A 20850-nucleotide genomic window follows, 5' to 3' on the forward strand; every position below is an offset into this window, starting at 1 on the left:
GCCACCCTCTATCGCATCTCTCGAGAGGAAAGGAGGCGTGCGTACACGGACGTTTTGTGCGCCAGTCTTCCGATTGGGCGAAAAAAACGGTCCGCTATTTGAGCGGACCGTTACATAGGCGGGGCGGAGAATGCTGCGGAACACGTCCAGGCCAACAAGCCCTGACCCCTTTTTTCTGTTGCCGGCGACTGTCAGCCGACTGAGCCGCTAGAATAGCTCCTTTCCTTTCTGGCGGCAAGTCGATGCGAATTGATCAGCGGATCGTGCAGCAGCATGGCCTGACGGCACGTCAGCATTTCTTTTGCGAGTGCTGGTTTAACCTCGTGCACGAGGCGTCGCTGGATGCGTATCGTGTGCGCGCAATGAACCCGTTGAACATCGTACGCGAACTGCTCAAGATGGTCGACGGCGGACATGCAAACGAAAGCGATGTCGGCCGGGTCACGGCCGAGGCGGTGGAAATCCTGTCCGACCCGATCATCATGTCGGACAATGCATTTCGCGTATCGGCTGGCCACCTCGTTTCCATTCTGACTGAAGCAAAGCCGAAGCAAGGCGGCCAGGACGCCGACGAGTCGAAGGCGCTGAAGGCCTGGGGCGCTGCGCTCGCACGACATCATTCGCTGATCGACGCATTCGGCAGGGAACTGGAAAAGGCGCTTGACGACCATTTTGTCGCCCGCTGCGTGGCATGGCTGGAGCGTGAGCTTTCCGTGCAGGGCGACCCGCCTGAGCTTGAAAACTTCGAGACAAAGCTCGGCGAAATCGAAAACGTAACGTCGACATTGTTGAGCACCCTGATTAACCGGGGCTGGAGTTTTGAGTCGCTCTTCATGCTGTACCGCCTCATGTTGCTGCCCAACGTGGAGAGGGCGGCAGCTACGCCGGAATACGTCTTCAGTGAAGCGCTTGACGAGGTATTCCAGCGGCTTGGCGCACAGCCAAAACCCTACCGGGTAACCTTTTCGATCAGTAACGTCAGCAAGCCTGACCATTTCCCTGCCCGCGTGGGCGACATCGAGTTCACCACGCAGCCGCCGGAGATCGGGCCGAGATCGAGCAACTATGCCCGACGCTACGCATCGGCTCGTGGCGGACGGCTGTTCGCCACGACGACGGCGCACGCGCAGGATGGCCGCATGGCGGGTTCGGTCGCAAGCGACCGGATCGGTCAGGTCCTCGATGTTGTGCGTTACGACTACGAGCGGAAAAATGTCCAGCTGGCCACCAGTTTCCTTCTGGCCAAGGAGGACAAGCACATGCTGCTGCCCCTGCCTGGCACGGTTCCCAATCCCGACTCGTCGCTCACCGCGGAGCAACTGGAAGAGTTCATGCGCCGTCTTCAGGAGCTGGTTGGCAGCGGAACGCTTTCAGCGGACGCGAAGGACCGCATCTATTCGACTTTCAGGCTGTATCGCGTCGGTGCCGAGACGTCGAATTTCGAGAACAAGCTGGTCAACTGGTGGACGGCCGTTGAGTTCTTGGTCAAGGGGATTGGCAGTGGTGGGGGAGGCATAGGCGACGGTGTTGAAAACTCGCTGGCGCCGACGGTGGCCATGTCCTATCTGCCTAAGCACCTCGCGGCGCTGCGCTCCGCGCTGGTCGATCTCAAGATTGATCTGCGCGACGCCGCGGGCGAGCCGCTGGAACTGGGCAGCATGGGCCTGTCAGCGTTCTACGCTCTCCTGCAGGACGCCGCGATGAAGCGCGCGGTGGAAGACGCGTGCAGGGCGCACCCCTTCATCTGGTTCCGGACCCGGCGCTTTCTTGCAATGATTGCCACCCACCAGAAGGTGGCCGACGCGCTAAACAATCACGAACGGCGGCTGCGCTGGCATGTCCAACGGATCTACCGTGCACGCTGCGACATTGTGCACAGTGCGCAGCGTGTAGTTGACGCGACGCTGCTCTGCGCGAACCTGGAGTTTTACCTGAAGACGGTCTTGTCGGCGTTCCTTGATGCATTTCACCGCCACCCGACCTTGCGCAGCCCCCGTGAGTTTTTCGACCGGCAGCAGCATGCGCTTGGGCAGATAACGAAAGAACTCAAGGCCAACCAGAACGCAAGCCTGACCGCATTGCTGGCCAGCAGGGATGCTGTGGCCGCGCTTCCGTGAGTGCCAGTTCGCAGCTCGACCTTAGCAACTTCCCACAACAGGATAACCCGAGTGTCAGCGACCGGATTCTCTCACCACTTCGCCCGCGAGCTGGATGTCGAACAGCTTCTCGAGTTGATGAAACTCGGCAGCGGCATCGACCAGTCAGACACCATCGATCCCGTGCCGCCCGCCTGGCTGGAGCATATCCGGACCGATGTCGAATGCCCGTCGTGCTTCGTGCGCGGCGCGGTGCTCGTGCGCGGCGCGCGCTCGACGCGAACCGGAAAGGCGTTGCGACAGGCACATTTCCGTTTCATCGGCAGCGATGGGCAGGACGCTCACCATCCACTTTGCGACTTCTATCATTCGGGTGCTCCCGCATCGAGAAACGAGCACGCGGTTGACTTCGGATCCGACAAAAGCGCTCTCGCACGCGCGGTCCGCAAGCTGGTCTGCTCAGGAATCGAGCTGGGCGTTTTCGATCAGATCGCGATGCGGGATCTGCGAAAGTGGTTCTTTGAAAAACGGCTGCAGAACCGTTTCGACCTCGCACTAACGCCTGAGGCCGTCGACTGGTACAGCAAGCTCATGGCTTATGCATCGTCTGGTTTGCCCTTTCGCCCCGTCCACGGTGAACTGGCCCGCCTCGACTGGAAACAGGCTGCCCGGCAGCGCCTTCGGGAGCGGCATGCGCAACTGGTCGCATCGCCGCTTCGCGTGTACGGATGGCCGAAGGAAGCAGGCCGCGCGAAAGCGTTGATCATCAAACATGCGAACCAGCGCGTCTTCGATCCCGCCTCGCTGCAGTCCTACTACGCTCAAACGATATCGCTCGTGCGCTTTGCTGCGAGCCATTATCCAGCGCTAGCGATCTCACAAAGACAGCTCTACGATGTCGGCGTTGATGATCGCATGCGGGCGCTCATGGCGCTCTGTGCGCTGCTGCTCAACGTATCCGGATGGTCGACGGACCTCGCGGTCGAGAAGCTGATCACCCTGATCAATGCACCCGAGCCTCGAACCACAACGCTCGGCAACATGATCGGACTGAACCCCTTTCACGACTATGTCGCTTGGTCGTTGATTCGACATCTGTCCGATGCGGTGGCCGGCGCTGATATCAATTTTGACCATGACGGCGAGATCGCGGCGATCGAGCACGGGCTGCGCGCGGAGCATGAAGAATGGCGGGCGCGGAAAAGCTGACCGGCGCGGCATTGTCGCACTTTGGTCAACGGGGCCTTTCAAGCTCGCAAGCGTACATAACCATGCCGCTCCATTGACCGATACACAGGAGGATTGCGTAGTGCTCACCTGGCTCGATTTCCTGGCGCATCAGGCGCTCAGTTCTTTGACCGAACGCGATCGTACGACCGATCCGCGAACCGCGCTTGCACTGAGCATAGGCCGTATCTCAAAGGCCGTGCAGGACGGGCGATTTGGCTTTCCAAACGGCATACTGGACGAAATCTTCTATACCCTTCTGGTTCCGTTCGTAGCCCCGTATGCTCCGGCGGGAGCCACTATGACCTTTTCAGACGGAACGGCTTTTGAGCGACCGCTGGGACTGATTCTTTCACGACAGACAGCGGGAATTTTGGCCTCAGCGAAGCCGCTCGATATTGCCGACGACCTGTGGCGTGAGCCGCTGGGCTCCCGACGACATGTATACGTTGATGTACCGCCAGGCGCAATGACTTTGCGACTCGACCCATCGACAACCGATGTACTCCATGTCAGGGCGATCCTCGCCGCGCCCTACCTTCCATTTTCGATGCCTGGTCACACGCAGTTGTTGATTCAGGTTACCGCTCCGGGATCCGAGCGCGGGCTTGGACGGATTGCTGCCGTTCTCACGCCCGAAGGAAAGGTTACCCTTAACGGAAACGAGAACGGCCGGCTCGCATGCGACGAAGCGTTACTGCCCCCACACGCCCATCCAGAAGTGCATAAGGCAGTTGCCGGTTACGCCGGCACTTTTTTCAGGCTTGTGATGGCCTATTATTTTTTCGGTCCGCACGAGTCGCGAGAGCCGGTCGCCGTTACGCCAACTGAACGACTCAATAAAGGTAAGCCTAGAAACGGGCAAAGCTTGTTTGCAGTGACCCGCCTGCAGCCGTCACCAAAGCTTGGCCGTCCCCCGTCAACCATTTCAGCCAGCTGGTCGTTGACTGAGCGGCAACAGGTGGACGGACATTTCAAGCTCCAGGCATACGGATCAAACCGTTCCCAACGCAGGATGATCTGGATTGAAGCGTACGAGCGCGGCCCTGCTGATGCATCACCACGTCCGAAGGGTATCGCCGTTTGACGTGGCCGAACAATAGTGCGCAAAGCGCGATATGCATGCGAAGCCATGCACGGTGCGGCTGTTGAAGTCCTTCAAAATCGCTAATCGTGTCTGTAGATTGCGCTAATGTAATATTGGACTTTGAGCCGCATGAAATAAGGCATAGCGGCCGTTTCGAACACTTTTCTAGGCGTTGTGTTTCGGCAACGTCTGCACGCTCGAATGTCCGTTTATTTTGCTAACGCGGTAGTGCTGTCTCTTTGCGGGATTGAAGTGGAGGGCGGGGACCGCTTTGCCGAACGACACCGCCATGACGCTTGAGGGCCATAGCGATTTTGCAAATCCGTCTTTTGTGACACGTGACCCCGCCGGCCAAGTTTAATCTACGACACGATATGCCCATAGCCTTTCGAAGCAACGGCTGGAAGAAAGTCAGCCTTGGCACGCTCGCACAGGACACCGACTGTCGCCAGATTAGATTGTTACTCTGACGGACCCGACAGTGGCTTGGCGGATACAACATGCTCATCCACAGCATCTACCGAAATCGTGGTCTTTCTCGCGCGTAGAAGCAACATTCCCGATGTGTGCCCGGTGATCGCATCTTTGGCGACCGCCGCCCCGGCCCATCCGGCCTCTTTAGCCTTCTGACTTGTATGGTCTACGATCTTCGGTGTGATGCGTTGTGCCGGCTTCGCCAAATCAGGATGATCCTGGTTGAAGTGAATCAGCATGCGCTCAGCGTCGATCGTCACAACCTGCTCTTTTTCCTTGGTCGCACCCGGCGTAGGAAAATTAATTTTTTTAGACCCCGTAACCATATCTTCTCCTTAAATAAGTGGCAACGCATTGTGACATAAAACGATATCGTCCCTCCGGCCAGAAAGGCCGACCAAACAACTATTACATCGACCGATTTATTGAGCCTTAAGGCAATTGGTGAAGCATTAGCCGAGCGAGCGACGTCCGGACCGCTTGTGAACAACGTATTTGAGCAGGAAAAGTCATTCGGTTGTCCGGCCTAGGTTTCAGACGATCTTCCGAAAATGGGCCGATGCCATTTCAAACGCCGTCTAGCCACTCGGACGCTTCTTTCCGACGTCGGCACTACAAACCCGACGTTCGATGAGCATTGTCGACTTACCACTTCGGCCGACAAGCGTGCATTGAGTATCTGGCGAGTTTCGGAGCGGACCAGTCGTTCGAGTGACCGCTGCTTGGCTCGGGCGAACGTCAGCAACTGTGGCCGATGACAGTCTTTGCTTAATATGCAACCCTGAATGTCGGCGAGTCTTCCGGGCGACTTTTGCGACGGTCGTAAATACGGGTCGTGGAGATGTTGGCGTGACCCAGCCACTCCTGAACCCTGGCGATATCGGCTTCATGTTCCAGCGCATTGGTCGCCGCCGTCGCCCGAAGACTGTGCACGCCGAAGCCCTGCACCTCGATTTTCGCGTCGTTGGCATACGCGAGCACGATCTTGTAGACGCCATCAGCCGTCAATGCCGCATTTGTCTTCCTGCGGGCCGGCTGGAAGAGCGGGGCATCGGGTGTTTCGCCGTGCGCTGCCACTTCGAGGTAAGCGTGGATGCGTTCTGCGCTACCCGCGTGCAGCGGCAGGTAACGCAGCTTGTTGCCTTTGCCGTGCACGCGCAGATGCAGTACGCCACGGCGCGCATGAATGTCACGGACCTTGAGCTGGCACAGCTCTTCGCGGCGCAGGCCGTGATACAGCAGTACCGATAGCAGCGCGCGGTCGCGTTTCCCCTTAAGCGTGGACGGGTCGGGCGCATCGAGCAGCGCCCGTGCCTGGTGGTCACCGAGCGCGGGCGTCTTGCCTTCGTTGCTCTCCACCTTCGGCCGCTTGGCACCCTTGACGGGATTGAAGTCCACCGCATTCTTTTCGCAGAGGTATTCGAACAGCGAAGAAAGGGCTGCCAGCTTGCGGCGGATGGTGGCGCCCGAGAGTGCTCGGTCTTCAAGCACCTTGCGCCAGGCCAGCACATGCGCGCGCGTGACGATGCGAAAGTCTTCGGGCCGCGTGATGGCGATAAAACTCATGAAGTCCCGTAGATCGGCCTGATAGGCGCGGCGCGTGCGCGGGTTGTCCAGATTGGCAAACCATTCGGCTTCGGGGGGCACGTCCGCGAGCTGATGAAACTGCGCGGCCGTCAGGCGCCGGCCGGACTCTATTAGCTCGATACCTGCGGGCATCGCAATCTCCCGTCAAAGCTCCACCGTGAAGTGATGGCGGCGAAGCGCCGCCGACCGGCCCTGCTGCGACCTAGCCCCGGATGCGGAGGCCTTCCATCGTCGCGATGCCCGGAATGGTCCGGCGCAGATACGCTTCGATGCGATCGAGCAGCGCGTCCCCCTCAAGATCGTCCGGCATCCCCAGCACCGAATACATCACGCAATGGGTATCGATGTCGTCGGGCGTCCCGACCTTGCTGTACGAAAAATCGACGTCGTAGTTAGCCATTCTCACTGCTCCAGTTTGTTAGCGGCCGGATGGCCACAACTATTGATAACATATTTTATCAATAGTAACGGGTCGTCATGGATGCATCTATTACCTTGGAATTATGATAAATAAATTTAATGATGATTTCGGGGGTTTGGCACCGCGCGTTTACCAATTTCATGTGTGAGACGACCCGAGCGCCATCGGTGTTCGGGCAACGATCTCACTCGATGGAGAAAATCACCATGATGGAATTTAGTAACGAAGCACGTGTCGCTATCCTCGTCCGATTTGTGGGACTTGGTGCACTGCCCGGGCAATGCCGCAATCACGTGGCGTTCTTCGACCTCGTCGCGACGTATGGCGACTCGTACCGGCAGGCACTCGCGCAGCTCATCGACGACGGTTGTATCGACGACGTCGCGCGGCTCAGGTTTCTGCGCCTAACCGAAGCGGGTTATCGTGAAGCGATCGAAGTGGCCGAGATGTAATTGATGAAGGCGAGAGCCCCGGCTGCATTTGCCGGGGCTTTTTTCTCAACGCCCAATACCGACAGAACGCGGCGTCGCAAATTCTTCCGGTTCCTTGCCTACCGGAAAAGCGACAACGTAAAGCACACCGGTATCAAAGGGCTTTGCGTCTGCCTCGTCGCTGTTGAACTTCAACCTGACCTTGCGCTCTGCATAGCGCAGCGAAACACCCTGCGTGTTCAGTTCGTCGATGTGCCGCTGCAGGTCGTCGTAGATATCGAACTTCTGCACTTCTGAATAGAACTCGCTGCAATCGCGATACTCGCGCATGTAATCGATCAGCCCGGCAAACTCTTCATCGGCCTCACGAGGCATCTCGAACCCTGGCGTGGAAAGATCCATGCTGTGGACTTCGGCAAGCTTCGCCAGCTGCTTTCCGGTCTGAAGCGGCAGCGCCATGAGCGTGATGTGTTCGCGGTCAAACTTCTCTTTTGCGGCCTGCGTTTCCTCGGCCGACGGGATGGAAAGCGGTTTGTTCAAGGCGTCGATATCTTCGAACTCGAAGGCTCGCGCGATTGCTCGACGTGTGTCAAAACCGGATGTATCGCTCCGTTCGACACGCTGTATTGTCCGCACGCTCAAGCCGGATAGGTCTGCAAGCTGCTCCTGCGACCATTGCCGGCTTTCGCGAAAGAACTTGACCACTACAGCGAGTTCGCCTTCGGTCAGCAGGCGCGGCTGGGTTTGTTCGGTGGTTGCCATCGTGATCTCCAGAAAGTAGACGGGATAATGATGCGACGGCGCCTGCAACGACGACACGACAGCGACCCGACATCCGGCCGACAGATCGGCTCGAGAAAAACTCAGGCCGCCATCCGGTGTTCGTAGTACGGTCTATGGCGGTCGTCCAGAATCGCGTACTGTGCCGCGAGATTGTTGGGCTCGGGGCAAAGCCAGGCGTCGATATTTTCCGGCTTGATCGGGATGATGCAGCGGTCATGGCCCGCGGCAGCAATCTCAGGCGGCGGCTCATCGGTGATGGCGGCGAAGGAGAGCAGATCAGGCTCGCCAGGGCTTTGCCAGTGCGACCACAGGCAGGCGACGAGCATGTCCTGAGCGGGCTGCGGCTTGAACTCCAGGACCACGTTTTCCTCCGGTTCGCCTTCAGCGAGCTCACGCCCTTCGAGGCGATGTCGCTTCACGTTTTCATAGAACGCATTCGCGACGATAAGACCGTGCGAGTACCCAAAAAGGCCCTTCCAGAAGCCTTCCAGGTTGTCAAGCCTGGCATTGTAAAGACCGGGGAAACGCACGTCGTAGTTCGCCGGCTTGCCTGCGGGCCGGCACTGGTAGCGCATCGGCTTCACGACGCGTTGACCGTTCTCCATCATCATCACGGGCGCGTAGTCTTACTGTGTCACATAAGTTGTTGTGTGGTCTTTCGCTACCCAGGAAGAGTGCCATCGCCGCATGAGCCGTAGTCCAAGCAGGATGCGCAACGTAGTTATGGAATCAGGAACGTGACGTTGAGCGCGCTGGACTGCCCCGGGGGATGTAATCCGGGGGAAGGGAAGGCAGCGTGCGTTCAGCGACGTTTTTTTTACCGCGTTCATCCGAGCGCATCCTGAGTCGCTGAGCCATCAGAAACCCATATGCAGCGATACTCAGCGTGGCGTGGTGGTGAAAGCCACGCCAGCCTCGCCCTTCGTAATGGCCGAGTCCGAACTCCTGTTTCAGGTCCTGGTAGTCGCGCTCGATGCGCCAGCGCATCTTGGTTACGAACACGAGCTGCTCAAGTGTCGCCTCCTCAGGGGCGGTAGTGAAAAAGTACTTGAGTGGCTCCGCATCGCCGTCAGGCCATTCAATGAGCAGCCATTCTTCGTCGCGAACGGTACTTCGCCAGTAGTCGCGATGTGCGGGACGAACCCGTACGGCGGCAAAGCGTGAGGAAAGTGCTGAGTTGCTGCCTTCCCGCCAGGTTACGGTTTGCCAGGCGTTCACGGGCAATTGCATGGCCAGTTCCTTCACCGCGAGCGGTTCGTGGCCGGGTGCACGGCGCAACAGTGTCGGCGGCTTGCCGCGCCCGCTCCAGGGTTTGGGCGGAAGTGGCGCCGTACCGCGCGCCCACACAGAGGTGCCAGGCCGGATCCCTACCGCGTACAACAAACCCAGTTCAGTGATGCCATCGCGGAAAGCGGTTTCGTCGCCGTACCCAGCATCGGCCAGCACGATGCCCGGTGCAACGCCGGATGCTATAGCCTCCCGAAGTTGGGCCAGCGCAATCTCGGGCTTGGTCTCGAAGGCCAGATCGTCGGGAATGCCCGCACGACGGGCTCGTTCCCGGTCGTCAATCCATTCCTGGGGGACATACAGCTGCCAGGCGATCGGCAGGCTGCCGCGTTGCGTCGCAATCGACAGGCTCACGGCGACCTGACAGTTGTCTTGTTTGCCGAGTTGCCCACAGTACTGACGTGTCACCCCGACCGAATGACGCCCCTTCTTTGGAAAGCCTGTGTCGTCAACGATCCAGTAGTAGCCGGTTTCTTCTGCAGCGTGCGCGTCTAACGCGGGCATCACCCATTCGTGCACCCGCTGCAAGACAGCCCGGTCAGACCATTCTGCCTTGGCCACAAAGTGGTGGAGTGACTGGTGCTTCGCACTCGCGTGAAGTGGGTCAATATGCGCGGCCATCGGTTCGACACTCTTGCGTGACAACGGCAATACCAGGCCCGAACAGTAGCCCTTGAGGCCGGCATGGCGATCGGCGTGACCCAATACCTGCGTCAGATGGTTAAGATACGAATCAAATTCGTCGACATCTTCTCTCATCGCGATCGCCCGGAGTTTGCATTATTCAATAGTACCAGGTACCACGCCACTGCGAATATTCTTTATGACACAGTCAGAGTAGTGTCCCGGAAAGATTCGCGCATCGCGTTCTTTCAATTCCGTTCGCCGGACGTCATCGAGCCTGCGCAGCATCGCCTCGATCTTGTCGGTCGCGATCCGTTTGCTTTCGGTGGCCGCCTTCGTCGTTTTGCCCTGAAGGGTGCGTTCCGCGTCGGCGAGTCGCGCGCGCTGCTTGAACAGTTCCTGCTCCAGCCTGGCCGCCTGCTCGCCGTTGAACCGTTCGATCGCTTCCTTGATCCGCTGTTCCTCGTCGGTCTTGGGAACCGAGAACGCGGCGTCCATCGCCTTCGGAATCCTGACATTGCTGCCCTCGGCGCGTTCCCAGTACAGCTGCGCGAACTCCCGGATACTCATGTGCGCGCCAAACATCCTGACGTACTTGCGGTAGTCCGCCTGGATCTGGGCTGAGTAGCACATGATTGCTCTCCCTGAAGAAAGGTGCGTCAACATGGTACGCCGGTTCCTAATGGAAGTTTCGCGTCGACGTGACGAGCGAGCCGAGCAGGTGTGACATGTCAACCAGTCGCTGTGCAACCAGGTGTCGTACCTCCCCCTGGCACTGCCAGGTGCCATAGACAGCGAGCAGTGAGGCACTCAGCGCTTCCTGTCGCTGTTTTTCAAGCAGACTGGGCCACACGATCACGTTTACGTTGCCGGTCTCGTCCTCGAGCGTCACGAACATCACGCCCTTGGCCGTGCCCGGACGCTGACGCACGGTGACGAGCCCGCAGCCACGCGCGAGTTGCCCATCGCGATAGGTGCGCAGCGTCGACGCCGGCATCAGCCTGTTGGCGAGTAGTTGCGGCCTGAGCAGCTCAAGGGGGTGTCGGCCCAGCGTCAGGCCCGCCGAGCGGTAATCAGCAACGATGTCGTTTGCCTCAGTTGGCGCACCGAGCGCTGGCGTCTCGTCCTGAACGGCTGCTGTCGCGAGCATGTCCCTGTCTGGTACCGCCGCAACCGACTGCCACAGCGCTTCACGGCGATTACCGGCAAGGGAGGCGAGCGAGTTGGCATCAGCCAGCACATGAAGATCCTTGCGGTCCAGTTGCGCGCGGCGGGCAAGGTCGTTGACGCTTTCGAATGGCCGCACCGCGCGCGCGTTCTCTATGCGTTCCGCAGCGCCGTCTTTCATGCCTCGCAGTAGCGACATGCCGAGCCGGACGGCAGGCCTCCCGCCGCTAGGTAAACTCACCAAGGCAGACTCCCAGCCACTGATGGTTACGTCGACCGGCAGGACTTTGACGCCGTGGCGTTGTGCGTCCTGCACGAGTTGCGACGGCGAGTAGAAACCCATCGGCTGGGAATTCAGCATCGCCGCGAGAAATGCCTCCGGCTCGTGGCACTTCAACCAGCTGCTGGCGTACACCAGCAACGCAAAACTGGCCGCGTGACTTTCCGGAAAACCGTATTCGCCAAAGCCCTTGATCTGCTCAAAGATGGATTCGGCGAAGGCGAGGTCGTATCCGCGCTCCTGCATGCCATGAACGATCCGGTCGTAATATTTTTCCAGTCCGCCTTTACGTTTCCACGCGGCCATCGCCCGACGCAACTGGTCGGCTTCGCCGGCGGTAAAGCCTGCCGCAAGAATCGCGACCTGCATCACCTGCTCCTGAAAGATCGGAACGCCGAGGGTTCGTCCCAGTGCGGTTTTCAGCGCGTCACTGGGATAGGAGACCGGCTCGAATCCCTGGCGCCGCTGCAGGTAGGGATGCACGGCACCCCCCTGGATCGGTCCCGGGCGGACGATCGCCACCTCGATCACGAGATCGTAGAATGTCCGGGGCTGCATCCGCGGCAGCATGCTCATCTGGGCACGCGATTCGATCTGGAACACACCGACTGTGTCGGCCGCCGAAATCATCTCGTAGGTCGCAGGATCCTCTGCCGGGATGTCCTGCATTTCGAAACGTTCGCCGCGCTGCTCCGACACAATATCAAGTGTGCGCCGGATGGCCGAGAGCATACCGAGTGCAAGGACGTCGATTTTCAGCAGGCCAAGCGCCTCGAGGTCGTCCTTGTCCCATTCGATGACAGACCTGTCCTCCATGGCGGCATTCTCGACCGGCACGAGACGCGTCAGCTTGCCGCGACTGATGACAAAGCCACCCGAGTGCTGGGAGAGGTGCCGTGGGAAGCCAAGCAGTTGCGATGCGAGCTTCGCCCACGCCTGAATAAGCGGTTTTTCCGGGTCGAGGCCTGATTCCCTGAATCGCGCAAGCAGATCCTGACTCGTATCAAACCAGTGGTGCGACTTTGCGACGACATCAACGATCTGGGGATCAACGCCGAGCGCCTTGCCGGTTTCACGCAGCGCACCGCGCGGTCGGTATGTCGAGACTGCCGCCGCGATTGCTGCGCGGTCGCGGCCATACTTGCGATAGATGTACTGGATGACCTCTTCGCGACGCTGGTGCTCAAAGTCGACGTCGATGTCCGGCGGCTCGCCGCGCTCCTTCGAGATGAAACGCTCAAAAAGCATGTTGCCGCGGGCCGGATCCACCTCGGTTACGCCCAGGCAATAGCAGACGGCAGAGTTAGCCGCAGAGCCGCGCCCCTGACAGAGGATGCTCTGGCTACGCGCAAACCGCACGATGTCGTACACCGTGAGAAAGTACGGCTCGTATTGCAGCTCCGCTATCAGCTCAAGCTCGTGCTCAATCTGTTCCTGCGCCTTGTGCGGAATACCGGACGGAAAGCGTCGTTGTGCGCCAATGTACGTTTCCTGCCGCAGATAGGCGGCCGGGGTGAAGCCGGTTGGAACAAGTTCGTCGGGATACTCGTAGCGCAGTTCATCCAGTGAAAAAGTACAGCGGCCTGCAATATCAATGGTTGCGGCAAGTGCGGGCTTCCTTCGCTGCAACGTGTGCGCGCACGACGCCTGCCAGAGAACACTCGTCGGTGACGGCCAGCGCTGAATAGCCCAGCTGCTCCGCGCGTTCAGCCAGTTCTTCCGCATGGGAGGCGCCGTGCAGAAAGGTGAAGTTGGAAAAGCAGAACAGCTCGGCATACGCCGGCAGGGTGGAAAAGGTGGAGTCCATGGCGTGTCATCCGAACAGGCCATGCAGGAACCACCGCTGGTCTTCTTCAGCGTCCCGGCTACTAACGCGCTCGCGGTATATCCAGACGCAGCTCTGGTCTTCGCCCTGGGCGACGAAGTAGTCCCGGGTCACCAGTTCGCCATCAAACCACCCGGCCTCGATGCGTTCGCCCGGCGACACCATGCGCAGTGGCGAGCCGTAAAACGGCCGGTGTTTGCGCATAAGCAGACGCACCGGTTTTTCCAGAAGCCATGTGGGTCGCGCAAGCCCTTCAGGCGGCACCGTGCCTTTCGATGCGCTGGCGACAGGTACCCACCGATTGGCAATCTCCGGCCGGTAATCTGCGGTTGGCGCTGGCCGGAGTACGTTCCCTTCACCGAGCCGTGCAACCAGCAATTCGACCAGACGGGCGTGATCCTCAGCTGAGCCGCCAGGTTCTGGAAACAGCGTGTCCGATGCGGGCGCCGCAGGTTGCACACTGGCCGCATCGAGCCGCAGCGCAATGACTGGCGCGGTCAGTTCGATCCGTCCAAGGCGCTCCCTGATGAGCCGGACAAGATGGTCCTCGCGCCAGGTCGGCTCGCCCAGCGCGATTTCGATTGGCGTCGGCTCAATCGCCTGTCTGCCGCGCTCGTGCTCCAGCAGGAGGGTTGCGCCTGTCAGCGCCAGCTGTTTTGCGCACAGCCAGCCACATAGCTGCGCGATGAGCCGATGCGCACCGAAGAGCGCCGCTTCCGCATGTTCGATGCGGTCGGGCATTTCAATGCGTGCGGAGAACGTCGGCGGCAGTTCCAGCCAGTCAAAGAGTTCAGGTGCTGTGCCGAAAGCCCGGTCCAGCGAATCAAGAAGGTGCTCGCCGCAACGGCGTTGCAGTCCGGCACGCGGAAGCCGTCGCACGTCGGCAATCGTTTCGCAGCCAAGTCCCGTGAACCAGTCCGCAAACGGCCGTATTTCCGGCACTGACAGAAATGACAATGCGGATAGTTGCCGCTCAAGCGAGTCGATCTTGAGGACGCGCCGGTTGCGGTGCTTCGCGAGCAACCATGCACCTTGCCCGGTCGGTGCCGCGCTGATGCGTGCGGTCAGCCCGATCGCTTCGAGAATCGCTTTGGCGTGGCGGCACACCGCAAGCAGACCGCCGAACAGACGCAGGCTCGCGCCGATGTCGACAACCACGACAGCCTCGTCGAGCAGGGCGACATCTGGCGAAAATTGCATGAGCGCAACAGCGACCTCGCGTTGTGCCGCATATTCCCGGCTGGGGTCGCGCTCGTGCATCGCCACTTCCGGCGCGAGCGTCAGCACTCCGCCGCGTTTCATGCCGACCCGTACGCCCGCTGACCTCGCAACCCCGTCGGCAATGAGCACCTTGTCGCGATCCAGGACCACGCAGCCGTGCGCAGGTTCAGGCAGCCACCGTGGCCGGAAGACCTCGAGCTGCAACCGGGGCAAGTGGACGGCGAGAAATACGCGCATGGTGCGAAAACAGAACAGGGGTTGGTTGAAGAGGAATGGACAGAGGGTCTGCGCGTGCTGGACCTCGTCGCTTTGCAATATCGACGGTCAGGCCGTCGCGCTCTGGCCTTAGCGCCAGTCGTAAAACGGCGGGGGACGCATCCTGCGCGGCCGCCAATGGGCGAACCATGAAAAAAAGCGTTTCCGAAGACTGGGCGGCCAGATGAAGCCGCCGCAGTGAAGACGTCTGGACGTACTGCGTCCAGAACAGGAGTGCGCCGCAGCTTCCGGCACGCAGAATCTGCTCGGCTGACCACAAAGCATCGGCCGTCTTCGCGGCGCGGATCTGCAGCAGCTGTTCTGGGGAAAGACCGATGTACTCAAGACCGGGGCCGTTCGGAACGTGCGGTGGCTGAACCATCGCAACTGGCCGTTTGCCAAGTGTGCTGAGCGCAGGCCGAAGCAACCGCATCTCTCCCACGCCGGCCTGCTGGATCAGCAGGTCAATGAGCGCACCGATCGGCCATCCGCCGCCGGGCAGCTCGGCTGAAAGGGCCGGGTAGCCAGTATCGACCGTCCTGCCCCGGCCGCGCGCAAGCTGCGACGCCCGCCACAGGGACGGGTGTATGGCTTCCGGGACGGGTGATGGGACGGTCATTGGATTGCGCAAATACCTGTATATATGTACAGTATCCTACACGGAAATCCGTAGCGACGAACAGGCATTTTTTTCGGAGGCGCCCAGATGGACATACGCGTTCGCAAGACTGTCGGCCATCCCATGCCGGAAATTGCGGCGTTTGTTGCCAGGATGAAAGCAGCGTTCGGCGAGCCGGAAATCGATGAAGCCATCCGCCGCAGCAGGGCGGGAGAACCGACGTTTTACGCGTGCGAAAATGGCCGCACTATTGGCACCCCTGCGCCAACGCAAGCCAACGTCTGGCGTGTTGACGGGGCGGTGCGAGACCGTCACTACTGCGCTGGCTGCGACGGTTCATGTGTCGGCACCGCGAAATCGTGCCGGGCGTGAGCGACATGAAGTCATACGGAGTCGATATGTTTCGATCTTTGTGGGCGGGCGCAATGCTGCTTGCTGTTGCTTCGACTGTAGTCGCAGGCGAACACTACGTTGAAATCTGGAATCCTCCTGAAGCGAGGCTGCAGCCGTCCGGGAAGGGCAAGCCGAGACCAGGCAAGATTGCGGTGCTCTCACATCACGTATCGAAAGCTTCACCGCGCCGGGTCGCAGACCCGGTAACGAAGTCCTTGCCGAACAAACGCGTGGGGAATGGGCCTGGCAAAACTGCGACGCCGCGCGCGACAGACCTTCCCCGAATAATGACGCCCGAAGGAAATGTGCTCCGCGTGCACGACGGGGGAGCGCTGGTCGAGGTAGTCCATTAGAAAAAGTCCGTCCAGGAAGGCCCCTCTCTGATCGAGAAGAATAAATCCTTCACGTAGTCGGTCACGAACGGCAGAAGAGGGGCGAGCTCCGTCCGTCATCATCTGTCTCAGCGGGGCCCATGAAGCGTCATGCGCCCGCACCGTTGCTCAGACGTTCGGACGTCGTATGCATCCAGCAAGCGCTCATTCAATTCGCGAGGACGGATGTTGCTTCATCGGCCTTTGCCGACATTGGCGTGGCTTGGGTTCTACGTCGGCAATGTGGAGGACTGCTGACGGTGGCGGCATCGAACAATCCTACGGCAGCTTTCCACTCAGCGAACTCACACTCCCGACCCTCTCCAGCCGTTGGATCTGCCGCGACGTGAACGGCGGCTTCCGAGGTGCACCAGCCTTTCGTACCTCGACGTCGATTGCCCGCTTCACACGCGAACTACGGGCTTGGAAGGTGACAACTTCTAAATTGGGCATCGATTGCGAATGGGCGAAGGATTGCCATGGTCCGTCTTGCCCCGACTTGCTTCGGCAAAGCCTTTTGATGTACTTTCTTCCGTGCGCAGCAAACAGACCTTTTGACCGGTGCGCCGCAATCGCAATAAAATTGTTAAACAACCAAAATTTAAGAAAATGAGAGATTTCGAGCACGGGGCAGAATTTCGGTTTCGGCGCAATGACACAGTAGGCACCGCTGACGCCGAGACAGATGACCGCTTCCTGTCTGAGTGCTTTGTCGACACCGGCGATTTGGATGCGTTGCGGGATTGCGACGACCCTAAGCGAGTAATCGTAGGGAGGACTGGTTCCGGCAAAAGCGCGCTCATCAGACGGCTCAAGGAAGTCGAAGGCAACGTTATCGAAATACCACCACAGAATTTGTCGCTCAGTTATATTGCCAATTCCGATATTATAAATTTCTTCGAAACGGCGGGCGTCAGTCTGGATGTATTTTATCAGCTGCTATGGCGCCACGTCATTACTGTGGAGTTGCTAAAATATAAGTTCAAAATAGACAATGAGGTGCAAAAACAATCTTTCCTTTCGAATCTGTTTGGTGGCCCCAAGAAAGATCGGTCAAAAGAGCAAGCAATTGCCTATCTAAGAGAATGGGGGGAGCGTTTTTGGGACGAAACGGAGTATCGCGTTAAAGAACTCACGACAAAGGTCGAGACGGATCTAAAAGCATCAGTCGGTGTGGGTTTCAACGGTGTTAAGCTGGACGCAAGTGGCGGGAAGAAACTGACTGAAGAACAAAAGCAGGAGGTTATTCAGCGCGGAACCAAAGTGGTAAACGAAATCCAAATCAAGGCGCTCGCTGACGTTATTCGGTTACTATCCGATGATATTTTTAACGACCCTCAAGATACTTACTTTCTTACTATAGATGATCTCGATGACTCGTGGGTTGCAGAGCCCTTGCGTTATAAGCTGATTAGAGCGCTCATTGAGACCGTGCGGTCATTTCGCAAAGTAAAATACGTTAAAATTGTAATTTCGATCCGCTTGGATCTCCTCAATAGAGTGATCGAAGCGACAAGGGATGCGGGGTTCCAAGAAGAAAAATACGAATCGCTTTACTTAAAGCTCCGATGGACAAAGCAACAGATCGAAGATCTCTTGAATCGGAGAGTCGCAAAGCTTATCAGTCAGCGATACACTAAAATCCGGATTAGTGTGGACGACCTGTTTCCGGCAAGGGTTGGTCGCACCACATTTGTCGACTACCTTGTTGAAAGAACCTTCTACAGGCCCCGGGATGCTATTTTGTTTTTGAATGCCTGTCTGGAACAAGCGGAAGGTAAAAATAGGCTAACAGCGCAAATCGTCTCCGCAGCCGAGGGTGAATACTCTAGGAAACGGCTAATTTCATTGCAAGAGGAATGGGGTGCGACCTTTCCCAACTTGACTCGTTATTCTAAATTGCTACTTCATAGAAAAAGTACTTTCAAGGTATCAAGTATCGATCGGACCTCGGTAGAACAACTCTATTACACCGATTTTGCACACGATTTGGAAAGTGGTGACCGTGTCTTCGCGGCGGCGACGAATTTAGTTTTAAGCGGGAATGGTACGCTGCTCGATTTTCTTCGAGCGATTCTACCAGTTTTCTACGTTGTAGGATTGATAGGCCTAAAGCCCGATTCAACGTCTGGAACCTTTTGGTCCTTCCACAGTAATGAAGTTCCGAGCCCTGGTTCGCTCGATGGCAACTCTGTCGTAGCAATTCACCCCACTTTTTGGCGAACTCTCGGAGTTAGGGTCGCAGGCGACTAATTCAGTCTATCGGAGCAGAAAACAGCGCGACTGAGCCGTCCTCGGACAAGGTCCGTTTCCTGAGCGGAGCCGGCATTCGAACGTCCCAGCCGAATCTTGCCGCTCGCCGTACGATCGGCAGGAGCCTTGCCACGAGCGGCAGCACGCGACCCTGAACCGCCGTTGCGTGAATCGTCATCCCAGCGGCCGTGTTTGAATCCGCAAAGCTACCCTCCGCATGCGACCATCGTCCCAATCGACGTATCGCTGACGCCCAACGTTAGCGTGTCGATTTTCGCGCCGCGGTCGCGATTGCAAATGTGCGAGCGTCGTTCTCAATTCGCGAGACCAAAATGTACTAATTTTAAGTAGTCGTCGATGAATGGCATAGCTGGGGAAATGCAGATATAGTGTCGGCTTCCAGTTGACAGGTCTAAAGGTAGAGTCCGGGGTCTGGGATCTTGGAGAACAGGGGTTCGATCCCCCTCCTGTCAACCCACGAGGATTATGAGCTATCTCGTACATCTGCGCTGGAAGGTGTTATTACCCTTCAACAGCGACTTTGATCCTACTACTAGCGACAGCAAATTCTTCAACCTATCGGGTGGGAAAACCTTTGCGCGCTCGTTGGGTGGAGATTTCCAATTAGAGACGCCTCCCGTCGTACTGTCGCCTACGGACTTGCTCCATAAAGCTCTTGGAGTGGTGAAGGCGGAGTTCGGCATTGAGGGGCATCGCTTTCCGTACCGGACGGCAGATGGTCTACGCGTGAACTTCGCGCTCCAGTGCCACGGTCCTATTCTCTGCGTAACCGTTCGGTTAGATCCCGTCATCTTTCGAGGCACAATCGCTGACTTGGCGCAGATCTCGGATCTTAAGAAACACAAGGCGCTTTGGTCTCTCACGAGAAAGATTTCAGCTCTAGCTTTGGTGAAGAAGGGGGATGCTTCTCTTCGAAGAGAGCCACAAGTCCTTCCCGCAATACACATCAAGGCGATGGAGGCAGTTGAGACAGAGTGGCTCGCGCAACTCGTGAGTCTCGTTACCGGACACGCCGAAGTTAGCCAAGAGATCGTCGATTCAGTCGTAGAGAAGAATGAGCCTCATCAACTCGACTTGACTCGACTATTGGTCGACAAACAAGGTATCTCAGCCTTTGTACCTCGCAACACAAGCGCGTCTGCTGCGCGTGCAAGTCTTGCCAGATTCGAAAGCGCGACCGCCATGCTCCAACTTGCTGCGGTGCTCCGGCTCAAGTTACGCTCGGGCGCTGCGATAACAGATGACGAAAGAGCGGCGATTCTTTACCCGAGAGAAACGGTCACCTCGAGCGTCTCAGGAAGCAGAGTCTGGTCTTTATTCGTCATAGAATTTTCGTTGTCAATTTGGCTCGGCAAGAGGTCACTGCCCAGCGAGTCCTCGCAAACGTCTCAGGCGCTACCAATGTCTACCTCATCACAGCCCGAGCCGATTCGGGTACTTCTTTTTACCGTCACGCCTCCTGAAACTCGAGCGCTGCATAATGCGCTCCGTTCGATCGGTCGTGAGCCTACGCTGAAGAAAATCAATGGCTTCTCGTATCAGAACTTTGGAAGAGTCGGAGATTTCGAGGTTTTCCATCAAATTTCTGGCATGGGCTCAGGCGGCATTGACGGCTCGCAAGAGTCCATTCGGCGCAGCATCGAAGCCGTGAAACCGCAAGCCGTTCTGATGGTTGGCATTGCATTCGGTGTTAAGCCAGAAAAGCAGCCTATTGGCACAATTCTGGTGGCAAAGCAGATCCAAACTTACGACCTGCAACGAGTCAACGCAGATGGATCGATCACGCTTCGTGGCGATAAGGTAACCGCGTCAGGGATGCTTTTGAACTGGGTATCACATGCCGAGATAACTTGGTGTCAAAGCAGTGCAAAGATCAGAAAAGGACTCGTCCTAAGTGGCGAAAAATTAATCGACAACCGAGACTATCGAGACCAGCTAGTAAAAGTTGCCCCAGAAGCCATAGGTGGCGAGATGGAGGGCGCAGGACTATATGCTGCGAGTCAGCTTGCAAACGTCCATTGGCTGCTGGTAAAGGCCGTTTGCGATTGGGCCGATGGGAACAAAGACTCGGAGACACAGAAGGATGAATATCAGGAGATCGCGGCCAAGATCGCCGCCGAATTCATAGTCGAGATGCTCCGGGCAAACTCTGAGGCGTTTCCGTAAGCCAGCTTGCAAGCGCCGATCTAAACACGCCGTAAGACGCCTGTCCTATGTCCGGCTGCTTCCAGGGTACATCGGTCATAGGAACAGCGGCTTTCAGTGTCGCGCGAGCGACGCTTATTGGCCGCAGGACTAAACCGCTCGCGCGGTAGGGGCTACGGTCTGACGCTGGAGGTGAGGGAGAGGCCGGTCACGCGGCTTTATGTTGGCGAATGAGGCAATCCGCCTCGTTCTTCAGCAGGAGCCGAATCATGACCTCCTTACC

General features: G+C 58.1%; 14 protein-coding genes and 3 pseudogenes. 7 read left to right on the forward strand and 10 right to left on the reverse strand.

The window, feature by feature from the left end; genetic code table 11:
• Positions 1-242 precede the first annotated feature (242 nt).
• The 3 genes from B0G81_RS42960 (at position 243) to B0G81_RS42970 (ending at position 4410) form a co-directional block, all read left to right on the forward strand.
• Positions 243-2117: a hypothetical protein gene (locus tag B0G81_RS42960; RefSeq protein WP_134144027.1), complete on the forward strand. Its 1875-nt coding sequence runs from the start codon at positions 243-245 to the stop codon at positions 2115-2117.
• 51 nt (positions 2118-2168) lie between these two features.
• A complete protein-coding gene (locus B0G81_RS42965) occupies positions 2169-3305 on the forward strand; it encodes a hypothetical protein (RefSeq protein ID WP_134144028.1) in 1137 nt (378 codons plus the stop codon).
• A 100-nt stretch (positions 3306-3405) separates the two neighbouring features.
• Positions 3406-4410 (forward strand): hypothetical protein, encoded by a 1005-nt coding sequence (locus B0G81_RS42970; protein WP_134144029.1) that lies wholly within the window; start codon positions 3406-3408, stop codon positions 4408-4410.
• 461 nt (positions 4411-4871) lie between these two features.
• Here the strand turns inward: B0G81_RS42970 and B0G81_RS42975 are convergent, their stop codons facing one another.
• The 3 genes from B0G81_RS42975 to B0G81_RS42985 all read right to left on the reverse strand — a co-directional run bounded on the left by B0G81_RS42975 (position 4872) and on the right by B0G81_RS42985 (position 6871).
• Positions 4872-5210, reverse strand: coding sequence for a hypothetical protein (locus B0G81_RS42975; protein WP_134144030.1), 339 nt, complete (start codon positions 5208-5210; stop codon positions 4872-4874).
• Between the two features lie 442 nt (positions 5211-5652).
• Positions 5653-6603 carry a tyrosine-type recombinase/integrase gene (locus tag B0G81_RS42980; RefSeq protein WP_134144031.1) on the reverse strand — a complete coding sequence of 317 codons (951 nt, stop codon included), beginning with the start codon at positions 6601-6603 and terminating at the stop codon, positions 5653-5655.
• Positions 6604-6673: 70 nt separating this feature from the next.
• Entirely contained in the window at positions 6674-6871 is a 198-nt protein-coding gene (locus B0G81_RS42985) for a hypothetical protein (RefSeq protein ID WP_134144032.1), read from the reverse strand.
• Between the two features lie 227 nt (positions 6872-7098).
• On the opposite strand from B0G81_RS42985, the gene B0G81_RS42990 reads away from it, so the two are divergent.
• Entirely contained in the window at positions 7099-7344 is a 246-nt protein-coding gene (locus tag B0G81_RS42990; protein WP_134144033.1) for a hypothetical protein, read from the forward strand.
• 45 nt (positions 7345-7389) lie between these two features.
• Here B0G81_RS42990 and B0G81_RS42995 read toward each other — a convergent pair whose 3' ends face one another.
• From B0G81_RS42995 to imuA, 7 genes and pseudogenes are all read right to left on the reverse strand, one after another.
• Positions 7390-8085, reverse strand: a complete 696-nt coding sequence (locus B0G81_RS42995) for a helix-turn-helix transcriptional regulator (RefSeq protein WP_134144034.1) — start codon at positions 8083-8085, stop codon at positions 7390-7392.
• Positions 8086-8186: 101 nt separating this feature from the next.
• Positions 8187-8729, reverse strand: a pseudogene (locus B0G81_RS43000) (SOS response-associated peptidase family protein); the annotation flags it as partial.
• 106 nt (positions 8730-8835) lie between these two features.
• Complete coding sequence (locus B0G81_RS43005; RefSeq protein ID WP_134135296.1) at positions 8836-10152, reverse strand: IS701 family transposase; 1317 nt, start codon at positions 10150-10152, stop codon at positions 8836-8838.
• 63 nt (positions 10153-10215) lie between these two features.
• Positions 10216-10650 (reverse strand): annotated as a pseudogene (locus B0G81_RS43010) (hypothetical protein); the annotation flags it as partial.
• Positions 10651-10696: 46 nt separating this feature from the next.
• Positions 10697-13271 (reverse strand): annotated as a pseudogene (locus B0G81_RS43015) (error-prone DNA polymerase).
• A gap of 6 nt (positions 13272-13277) precedes the next feature.
• A complete protein-coding gene (locus tag B0G81_RS43020) occupies positions 13278-14747 on the reverse strand; it encodes a DNA polymerase Y family protein (RefSeq protein ID WP_243856940.1) in 1470 nt (489 codons plus the stop codon).
• A complete protein-coding gene (gene imuA / locus B0G81_RS43025) occupies positions 14677-15384 on the reverse strand; it encodes a translesion DNA synthesis-associated protein ImuA (protein WP_243856941.1) in 708 nt (235 codons plus the stop codon). The genes B0G81_RS43020 and imuA overlap by 71 nt, the downstream gene beginning before the upstream one ends.
• Positions 15385-15471: 87 nt before the next feature.
• Here imuA and B0G81_RS43030 point away from each other — a divergent pair, with 87 nt between their 5' ends.
• From B0G81_RS43030 to B0G81_RS43045, 3 genes are all read left to right on the forward strand, one after another.
• A complete protein-coding gene (locus B0G81_RS43030; protein WP_134144037.1) occupies positions 15472-15756 on the forward strand; it encodes a hypothetical protein in 285 nt (94 codons plus the stop codon).
• A gap of 953 nt (positions 15757-16709) precedes the next feature.
• The gene (locus B0G81_RS43040) at positions 16710-18401 is read left to right on the forward strand and encodes a DNA repair protein (RefSeq protein ID WP_208328660.1); all 1692 of its coding nucleotides are present in this window, start codon (positions 16710-16712) and stop codon (positions 18399-18401) included.
• Positions 18402-18887: 486 nt separating this feature from the next.
• Positions 18888-20588 carry a hypothetical protein gene (locus B0G81_RS43045; RefSeq protein WP_134144039.1) on the forward strand — a complete coding sequence of 567 codons (1701 nt, stop codon included), beginning with the start codon at positions 18888-18890 and terminating at the stop codon, positions 20586-20588.
• The last annotated feature ends 262 nt before the right edge of the window (positions 20589-20850 follow it).

Source organism: Paraburkholderia sp. BL6665CI2N2, assembly GCF_004366535.1.
In the GTDB taxonomy this organism is placed as follows: domain Bacteria; phylum Pseudomonadota; class Gammaproteobacteria; order Burkholderiales; family Burkholderiaceae; genus Paraburkholderia.